The sequence below is a fragment of the Lacinutrix sp. MEBiC02404 genome (genome assembly GCF_053601575.1).
On the sequence record NZ_JBSHNV010000160.1, the window covers coordinates 1 to 2,068 of the forward strand.

A 2,068-nucleotide genomic window follows, 5' to 3' on the forward strand; every position below is an offset into this window, starting at 1 on the left:
GACTACCAAATGGCTTTGGGATGGTAACGTACCATTACACGAATGGAAAGAAAACCAAAATGGAGACATTTTAAGCAACAGCACCGTTGGCGACAATGGTATTGTAACTTGGGTTTTTGAAGAAAATAGTTTTATACCAACGGCCAAACTTAAAAATAATAAGAAATTTAGTATTTTAGCAGACCATTTAGGTACACCAACTAGCATGCATAATGCAGAAGGGGAACAAACTTGGGAACGTAAACTGGATACTTTTGGTAAAGTAATACATGGAGATAACAACTCCTGCCCTTTTATGTATCAAGGGCAATATTATGATAGTGAGATAGAACTTGCTTATAATAGATTTAGATATTATGATCCTGAGGATGGTAGGTATATTTCTGTGGATCCAATTGGGCTGCTTTCTGGAGAATATAACTTATATGTTTATGTAAATGACTCTAATGGTGAGATTGATGTATTTGGATTAAGTATTTATTCTCAAAATAGAAGAAAACGTGAAAAAGGGAAACATACACGTAACTCAGAATATCCTCATGGAAATAAAAAAAAGGTACGAGAAGATGTAATAAAAAAGCATACAGATAAAAACGGAAATGTTATAGATCCTGAAACAGGTAATATAATTCCTCCAGGTAAAGTAAGTATAGAACATAAAGAACCAGTTGTAGCACATTGGAATAGTAGAGGTAGAAATCAAACCAAAGCACAAAGAAATAGGTGGTATAATAAAAAAAGTAATTTAACAGTAAAAGAGATAGGACCAAATAAAAGTGAAGGAGGTGCTAATAAAATGAACTTCAATCAAAATACCGGGAAAAATTACTCTAATTAATATGAATGAATTAAATCTTGAGCAATACACTAATATAGGTGTTGATTATAAAATTAATAATACACCTTCTTTTGGGTTTTATACATTTTACTTTAATGCAAAAAATAAAAAAATAGAAATTACTATTAGAAATTTTTCAAAATTTGAAGAAAATGGTTTACTTGAGTTAATTAATTATTTAAAAGAAAAAGAAATAACAACAAATTTCAATAAGATTAATAATGTAAGTTTTAAAAATCTTGAATTTAATTCATTAATAGTTTATCAAAATAATTTTGAAGATTCAACAGAGACAGATGTCAGCAAATATACAGCTTTTCCAATCTATGAATGTGAATTTTCGGGTAATGAAAGTGGTAATGAACTTTCTTTTTTGAGAAGAAATATGATAACTACTATAAACTGGAGGCGAAAGCCATCTCCAATAGTAAAAATGAAATTCAAAAATTTATCAACTGGAGTAAAGTCTACAGGAAATAAATTTAATTATTTTTCTAAAAGTGATTTCTTTAATGAAATAAAAAGTTTACGAAAAACAGGGTCTTTTATTGAAGTTAAAAATTATAAAAATGAGCATTGTAAAATAATTATTGAAGGGAATAAAATTCTGTTAGAACAAAAAAAAGAAAAGAAGAACTTTACAAAAAAAGAACTAATCGTTTTTTTTGCTGATTTTTTTGATTAATATTTCCCTCGCTAGCGCTCGTTTGTAACGAGTGCCGTACCGAGTAAGTTCTACGAAAAGAATTAAACAATAAAAGCTATCTATTCCTTTAGGTAGCTTTTTGTATTTTTAAGTTATGAGTAGAAAGCATAAATTTCATAATCCAACAGCGGCATATTTTGTTTCTTTTGCCACAACCATAACGATAGAGAATACAGTAAAGGCCCCGCTAGCGCTCGTTTGTAACGAGTGCCGTACCGAGTAAGTTCTACTAAAGAATTAAACAATAAAAGCTATCTATTCATTTAGGTAGCTTTTTGTATTTTTAAGGTATGCGTAGAAAGTATAAATTTCATAATCCAACAGCGCCATATTTTGTTTCTTTTGCCACAACCATAACGATAGAGAATATAGCAAAGGCGGACGATTAGAGAAAAAAGGAAGCTGGAACTATAAATACGATGCCGACGGTTTTTTAACCGAAAAGTACAAAGGTAGTAGCAGTATTTTTAGAAGTAAAAAAGACCATTGGCAATACGAGTGGAATGCTGCTGGTATGTTGCAAA

At 30.1% G+C, this 2,068-nt stretch carries 2 protein-coding genes; both read left to right on the forward strand.

Annotated features, from left to right (window positions below):
* The coding region (locus ACVCXO_RS07615) for an RHS repeat domain-containing protein (RefSeq protein WP_452228999.1) at positions 1 to 838 on the forward strand (838 nt) is incomplete at its 5' end.
* 1 nt (position 839) lies between these two features.
* The gene (locus ACVCXO_RS07620) at positions 840 to 1,523 is read left to right on the forward strand and encodes a hypothetical protein (protein WP_452229000.1); all 684 of its coding nucleotides are present in this window, start codon (positions 840 to 842) and stop codon (positions 1,521 to 1,523) included.
* Positions 1,524 to 2,068: the final 545 nt, after the last annotated feature.